Annotated in this window: 8 protein-coding genes; 4 read left to right on the forward strand and 4 right to left on the reverse strand. The window is 73.8% G+C overall.

The genetic code is table 11. The features are described from left to right. Window positions 1–126 precede the first annotated feature (126 nt). Window positions 127–528, reverse strand: a complete 402-nt coding sequence (gene trxA, locus G3I53_RS31325) for a thioredoxin (protein ID WP_164334642.1) — start codon at window positions 526–528, stop codon at window positions 127–129. Window positions 529–649: 121 nt separating this feature from the next. Here trxA and G3I53_RS31330 point away from each other — a divergent pair, with 121 nt between their 5' ends. Next, complete coding sequence (locus tag G3I53_RS31330) at window positions 650–2,086, forward strand: NAD(P)/FAD-dependent oxidoreductase (RefSeq protein WP_164334643.1); 1,437 nt, start codon at window positions 650–652, stop codon at window positions 2,084–2,086. 196 nt (window positions 2,087–2,282) lie between these two features. Here the strand turns inward: G3I53_RS31330 and G3I53_RS31335 are convergent, their stop codons facing one another. Both G3I53_RS31335 and G3I53_RS31340 read right to left on the reverse strand, forming a co-directional pair. Beyond that, entirely contained in the window at window positions 2,283–2,927 is a 645-nt protein-coding gene (locus G3I53_RS31335) for a peptide deformylase (protein WP_164334644.1), read from the reverse strand. Window positions 2,928–3,066: 139 nt separating this feature from the next. Beyond that, window positions 3,067–3,423, reverse strand: a complete 357-nt coding sequence (locus G3I53_RS31340; protein WP_164334645.1) for a tetratricopeptide repeat protein — start codon at window positions 3,421–3,423, stop codon at window positions 3,067–3,069. A gap of 139 nt (window positions 3,424–3,562) precedes the next feature. Between G3I53_RS31340 and G3I53_RS31345 the strand changes: the two genes are divergently transcribed. Next, a complete protein-coding gene (locus G3I53_RS31345; RefSeq protein ID WP_164334646.1) occupies window positions 3,563–4,528 on the forward strand; it encodes a pirin family protein in 966 nt (321 codons plus the stop codon). A gap of 95 nt (window positions 4,529–4,623) precedes the next feature. Next, complete coding sequence (locus G3I53_RS31350) at window positions 4,624–5,289, forward strand: hypothetical protein (protein ID WP_164334647.1); 666 nt, start codon at window positions 4,624–4,626, stop codon at window positions 5,287–5,289. Between the two features lie 55 nt (window positions 5,290–5,344). Here the strand turns inward: G3I53_RS31350 and G3I53_RS31355 are convergent, their stop codons facing one another. Continuing rightward, entirely contained in the window at window positions 5,345–5,680 is a 336-nt protein-coding gene (locus tag G3I53_RS31355) for a hypothetical protein (RefSeq protein WP_343240721.1), read from the reverse strand. Window positions 5,681–5,811: 131 nt separating this feature from the next. Between G3I53_RS31355 and G3I53_RS31360 the strand changes: the two genes are divergently transcribed. Then, the coding region (locus G3I53_RS31360) for a DUF2218 domain-containing protein (protein ID WP_164439009.1) at window positions 5,812–6,175 on the forward strand (364 nt) is incomplete at its 3' end.

The following is a 6,175-nucleotide window of genomic DNA, read 5'->3' on the forward strand; positions in this document are numbered from 1 at the left end:
GCTGTCGTCACGCGCCCCTGCCGGGGCTCGGCCCCCGGCGCGCCCGCGGGACGACGGTGCGTCCCGCAGGGCCGGGTGCCGCGGGGTTGGGTGCCGCAGGGGCCGGGTGCCGCAGAGGGCGCGTGCTCACGCGCCCTGGCCGGGGGGCTGACCCTCGCCGCTCTGGGCCTGCTGCTCGGCGACCGCCTTGCGGACCTCGTCCATGTCCAGCTTGCGGGCCTGCCCGATGACGTCGGTCAGGGCGGCCTCCGGGAGGGCACCCGGCTGGGCGAACACGGCCACCTGGTCGCGGACGATCATCAGGGTCGGAATCGACTGGATGCCGAACGCGGCGGCCAGCTCCGGCTGCGCCTCGGTGTCGACCTTGCCGAACACCAGGTCGGGGTTGTCCTCGGCGGCCTTCTCGTACACGGGCGCGAACTGACGGCACGGCCCGCACCACTCCGCCCAGAAGTCGATCAGGACGAACTCGTTGTCCGTGACCATCTGGTCGAAGTTCTCCTTGGTGAGCTCCACGGTGCTGCTCATGGGTGTGTCCTACTTCCTGGGTTTCTGGGGCGGGGTCTCGCGGTCAACACGGCCGACCGGTCACGTATTCCGCGCCCCTACCCATGTGGCCCGCACGCACACCACCCACCAGACTGACGTCATGACGCAAACACCAGCACGATCCAACACCTACGACGTCGTGGTCCTCGGTGCCGGACCCGTGGGGGAGAACGTCGCCGACCGCACGCGCGCCGCGGGCCTCTCCACGGCGGTCGTGGAGAGCGAGCTGGTGGGCGGCGAGTGCTCCTACTGGGCGTGCATGCCCAGCAAGGCCCTCCTGCGGCCAGTCCTCGCACAGGCCGACGCCCGCCGGCTGCCCGGACTGAGCCACGCCGTCCAGGACCCCCTGGACGCGGCCGCGGTCCTCGCCCGCCGGGACGGGTTCACCAGCGACTGGAACGACGACGGACAGGTCGACTGGCTGGAGAGCACCGGCGCCGACCTGTACCGCGGCCGAGGCCGGATCACCGGGGAGCGCACGGTGACCGTCACCGGACCCGACGGCGGGGAGCAGGTCCTCACGGCACGCCACGCCGTCGCCGTCTGCACCGGAAGCCGCGCCCTCCTGCCCGACCTGCCCGGACTCGCCGACGTCTCACCCTGGACGAGCCGGGAGGCCACCAGCTCCAAGACCGTGCCCGGACGGCTCGTCGTGGTCGGCGGCGGTGTCGTCGCCACCGAGATGGCCACCGCCTGGCAGGGGCTCGGCTCCCGCGTCACCGTCCTGGTCCGCGGCAAGGGCCTGCTGTCCCGCATGGAGCCGTTCGCCGGGGAACTGGTCGCCGAGGCGCTCACCGCGGCCGGCGCCGACATCCGCACCGGGACGTCCGTGACCTCCGTCCGGCGCCAGGACGGCACCGCCGTCGTCGGCACCGACACCGGCGAGCACATCGAGGCCGACGAGATCCTCTTCGCCACCGGACGGGCCCCGCGCACCGACGACATCGGCCTGGAGACGATCGGCCTGGAACCCGGCTCCTGGCTCCCCGTCGACGACAGCCTCCGGGTGACCGGCCACGACTGGCTCTACGGCGTCGGCGACGTCAACCACCGCGCCCTCCTCACCCACCAGGGCAAGTACCAGGCCCGCATCGCGGGCGCCGCCATCGCCGCCCGGGCCTCGGGCGGCCCGGTCGACACCGGACCGTGGGGCGCGCACGCCGCCACCGCCGACCACGCCACCGTCCCCCAGGTCGTCTTCACCGACCCGGAGGCGGCCTCCGTCGGCCTCTCCCTTGCCGAGGCCGAACAGGCCGGCCACCGGGTGCGCGCCGTCGACGTCGACCTGGGCTCGATCGCCGGCGCCGGCCTCTACGGCGACGGCTACACGGGCCGTGCGCGCATGGTCGTCGACCTGGAGGACGAGGTCCTGCGCGGCCTCACCCTCGTCGGCCCCGGCGTCGGCGAGATGATCCACGCGGCCACCATCGCCGTCGCCGCCCGCGTCCCGGTCGGCCGGCTCTGGCACGCGGTGCCCTCGTACCCGACGATCAGCGAGGTGTGGCTGCGGCTGCTGGAGGCGTACCGGGACGCATGAGGCGCGAGAGCCGTACGGGGCGGCGGACACGAACCGGCGGCCACGAACCGGCAACCGGCGGCCACTTGTGGGCCGGGGGCGCGGACCGGGTGGGGGAGTGGCGGGAGGTGACCCGGACGGGCGGCTGACCGGCGCCGGACCGCGCCCGCTCCGGACGTGCCGGTCGCCCGCCCCGGACGTGCCGGTCGCCCGGACGTCACGGCAGGTCGAACCCCAGGGCGCGGGCCGCCCGTTCCGGTGACGGCTGGGCCCAGCGGTCCGCCACCGCCTGCTGCGACGACAGCGACCGCGGCTCGGCGCGGTCCAGGTACAGGGTGCCGTCGAGATGGTCCGTCTCGTGCTGCACGATCCGCGCGGGCCACCCGGAGAACACCTCGTCCAGCGCCTGCCCGTGCTCGTCCTGCCCCGTCAGCCGCACCTCCGTCGGCCGCGCCACCACCGCCTGGTAGCCGGGCACGCTGAGACAGCCCTCGAAGAACGCGGCCCGCCCGGAACCGACCGGCGTGTACGAGGGGTTGACCAGCACCCGGAACGGCTGCGGCACCCGTCCGCGGACCCGCCGCACCTCCTCCGGAACCGGCGCGGGGTCCTCGATCACCGCGATCCGCAGCCCCACCCCGACCTGCGGGGCGGCCAGACCGACCCCCGGCGCGGCCCGCATGGTCAGGCGCAGCGCCGCCACGAACCGGGCCAGCGGCCCGGGCTCCAGTTGGCCGTCGAACGGATCGGCGGCCCGCCGCAGCACCGGATCACCGGCCGCGACGATGGGCAACGGCCCGCCCTGGGCGAGGAGTTCCTCCACCCGCTCGGCCAGCGGTGCGCGCTCACTCGACGTCTCCATCCCGTCAGGATCCCACGCGCCCACGCCCCGCCCGGCCAGACAGGACGGGCCACCGCCGGACGGGCCGGTGCCCGGCTCCCCGAGGGGAACCGGGCACCGGCACGTCGTACGCGGGCGTCCGCTCCTGTGGCCGGTCCGCTCACTCCCGGCTGGCGTCGTCGAACTCGCCGGCGAGCGCCGAGGCGATCCGCTGGTGGGACTCGGCCTCCGCGTCCCGGCCCTGCCGCTGGAGGGTACGGCCGAGCAGCAGCCGGGCGTAGCCCTCGACCGGGTCACGTTCCACGAGGGTCCGCAACTCGGCCTCGGCGCGGCGCAGCTGAGCCGAGTGGTAGTAGGCCCGTGCCAGCATCAGCCGGGCACCGGTCTGCTCCGGCACCTCCTCGACCAGGCGGCCCAGGACGTACGCGGCGCGCGTGTAGTCCTTGGCGTCGAAGAACATCCCGGCGCGCTCCCAGCGCTCGGCGGGTGTTCCGTGGTCGTAGTACATGGTCTTCACGTGACCTCCTTCGCGGGCGACAACCGACCCGGGTGGTTGAAAATTCCACCACCCTCGCCGGGCTTCCCCTGTCACTCCTCCGGTGCGTGACGGTGTCCGACGACTGACGCGGGAGCACTGCCGGGGCTAGGTTGGCGCCATGAGCAATCTCGAGCGGGAGGCGGTCCCCGCCCTGTGCGGCGGCCGAGGCTTCGTGGTGGCGGAGCCCGTGCGTGAACTCCTGAGCCCCCGGCACGTCCCTCTCGGCGAGTCCAGCGAGGTCCGGCGGCTGCTGCCCAACCTGGGCCGCCGCATGGTCGGCGCGTGGTGCTTCGTCGACCACTACGGTCCCGACGACATCGCCGACGAGCCCGGCATGCAGGTACCCCCGCACCCGCACATGGGCCTGCAGACGGTGAGCTGGCTGCACGAGGGCGAGGTGCTGCACCGTGACTCCACGGGCAGCCTGCAGATGATCCGCCCCCGCGAACTCGGCCTGATGACCTCCGGCCGGGCGATCAGCCACTCCGAGGAGAGCCCCCGCCCGCACGCCCGCTTCCTGCACGGCGCCCAGCTGTGGGTCGCCCTCCCCGACGGCCACCGCCACACCGACCCGCGCTTCGAGCACCACACCGACCTGCCCGTCGTCACCGCCCCGGGCATCGAGGCCACCCTCATCCTCGGCACCCTCGACGGCGCCGCCTCGCCCGGCACCGCCTACACCCCCATCGTCGGCGCCGACCTCGCCCTCGCCCGCGGCGCGGACGTCCGCCTGCCCCTGGAGCCCGACTTCGAGTACGCCGTGCTCTCCATGTCCGGCGAGGCCCACGTGGACGGCGTCCCGGTCCTGCTCGGCTCCATGCTCTACCTCGGCTGCGGCCGCACCGAACTCCCCCTGCGCGCCGAGTCGGACGCCGGCCTGATGCTCCTCGGCGGCGAGCCCTTCGAGGAGGAGCTGATCATGTTCTGGAACTGGATCGGCCGCACCCAGGAGGAGATCGAACAGGCCCGCCGGGACTGGATGGAGGGCACCCGCTTCGGCGAGGTCAAGGGCTACGACGGGGACCCGCTGCCCGCCCCTGCGCTGCCTCCGGTGCCACTGAAGCCGCGCGGAAGGGTTCGCTGACCTGCGCGCGATGGAGAACTCCAGGATTCAGCACAGGCGTAGGGCCGCAACGGCCGGAATGACCCGGGCCCGGCCGGGGCGATAGCCTCACAGGCATGAGTGACGGCGTCGCGTGGATAGGCGCGCACCACTACACCTCCGACCCGCTGAGCACGGGCGGCATGCTCAGCGGGATGTCCCTCACCCTGGCCAGGGGGGTCGATCAGGACGAGTTCCTCATCAACCTGGGCGCCGATTTCGACGAGTTGGCCGCCCGCACCCCGCTCAATGAGCTGCGCAGGGGACCCGCGCCGCCGGCCCAGCCGGGTGCACGCTACAGCTACGCCATGTACGGCACGTGCGGGGAATGGACGTACGTGCTGGAGAACGACCACATGGCAACCTGGGCGGGCGGCTGTCAGGGCAAGGTGGAGTCGATGCTCCCCTGTGAGGGGGAAGAGGTTCTCTGCCTGACCGTCAACCGGTTCAGCCCGCCCGCCATGATCATTCACGCCCCCGGCGATGGGCGTGCCTACCGCGCCGAGTTCGGCACCGCCACCGCGTGCGGCACCCTCCTGGACGTGGCGCTCGCCCAGGCCGGTGCCGTGTTCCCCTCGATCCCCGAGGCGAGTGCGGATGAAGTGGTGGCCTACCAAGAGGAACACGGCGAGCGTCTGCCGGAGCTGGTGTTCACCGCCGTCGGGGTCTACACCGGCGTGACCATCGAGCAGGCCGTCGTGGCTGCCGGTGACCTTCCCTCGGTTCATCTCCTGATGCCCTGACCCGGCAAGGCCGCGACGGGGACCCGCTGCCTGCCCCGGCCGCGCCCGGGTCACGTCACGGTGCGTCCGTCCGGATCGCTCCCTGGTCCGGGGCGGCGGCCACGGAACGTACGCCGTCCAGGGTGACCGTGACGAGCCGGAGCACCGCGGCGCGGGACGGCAGGCCGCCGGCCGCGGTGAGGGCGTGCAGGCAGTAGGCCGCGAGTTCTCCGGGCGGGACGTCGCCGCGGACGCTGCCGTCGCGCGCGCCGTCCGCCAGCAACTCCTCGACCATGTCGTGCAGTTGCCCCTGGACCCGGGCGACCTGCGGGTCGCGGTGCAGGAAGGCCGCCGGACCGCTGTCGTGGTGGCCGCTGGTCTCGTACCTCATGAGGGCGAAGGCCCGCAGCACGGCTTCGAGCCGCCCAGAGGCATCCGTGCTCCGGTCGCGGACCCGCGTCAGGTGTTCGAGGTGCTGGCCGGTCTGACGCTCGTGTCCTCGGTCACCGACCCCGCGCTCATCTCGGCACCGACGCGCAGGCGTTGGCCGAGCTGCGGGCGGTGGCGGAACAGGCCCGGGCCGACTGGTCCGAGACCGAGGGAAGCGTCAGCCTTCCGTGGGGCACGATCGCCTTGCGGGCTGCCCCGGGTGTGCTGACGCTGCGGATCGAGGCCGCGGGCGGGGAGGAACTCCAGAAGCTGCGGACCCTGGTCGCCGACCACGTGGAGCGGTTCGGCCGACGCGACGGACTGCGGGTGAGCTGGCGGCCGGATGCGCCGGCCACCGATCCGGGCCGCACGGGCACGGCCGCTGCCGGCGACGGGGCCGGCACCTCGGCGGGGACGGCCGGGCGCCGGAGCCGGGGCCCGGCACTGAAGCTGCTGGGCCTCGCCGCTCTCGTCGTGT

The sequence above is a fragment of the Streptomyces sp. SID14436 genome (assembly GCF_010548465.1).
Taxonomy (GTDB): Bacteria; Actinomycetota; Actinomycetes; order Streptomycetales; family Streptomycetaceae; genus Streptomyces.

What these genes read in the sequence shown, in the direction of transcription:
- G3I53_RS31335 (WP_164334644.1), bottom strand. Translation starts at nt 2,927, where the DNA reads ATGGAGACGTCGAGTGAGCGCGCACCGCTGGCCGAGCGGGTGGAGGAA.
- trxA (WP_164334642.1), bottom strand. Translation starts at nt 528, where the DNA reads ATGAGCAGCACCGTGGAGCTCACCAAGGAGAACTTCGACCAGATGGTC.
- G3I53_RS31350 (WP_164334647.1), top strand. Translation starts at nt 4,624, where the DNA reads ATGAGTGACGGCGTCGCGTGGATAGGCGCGCACCACTACACCTCCGAC.
- G3I53_RS31330 (WP_164334643.1), top strand. Translation starts at nt 650, where the DNA reads ATGACGCAAACACCAGCACGATCCAACACCTACGACGTCGTGGTCCTC.
- G3I53_RS31345 (WP_164334646.1), top strand. Translation starts at nt 3,563, where the DNA reads ATGAGCAATCTCGAGCGGGAGGCGGTCCCCGCCCTGTGCGGCGGCCGA.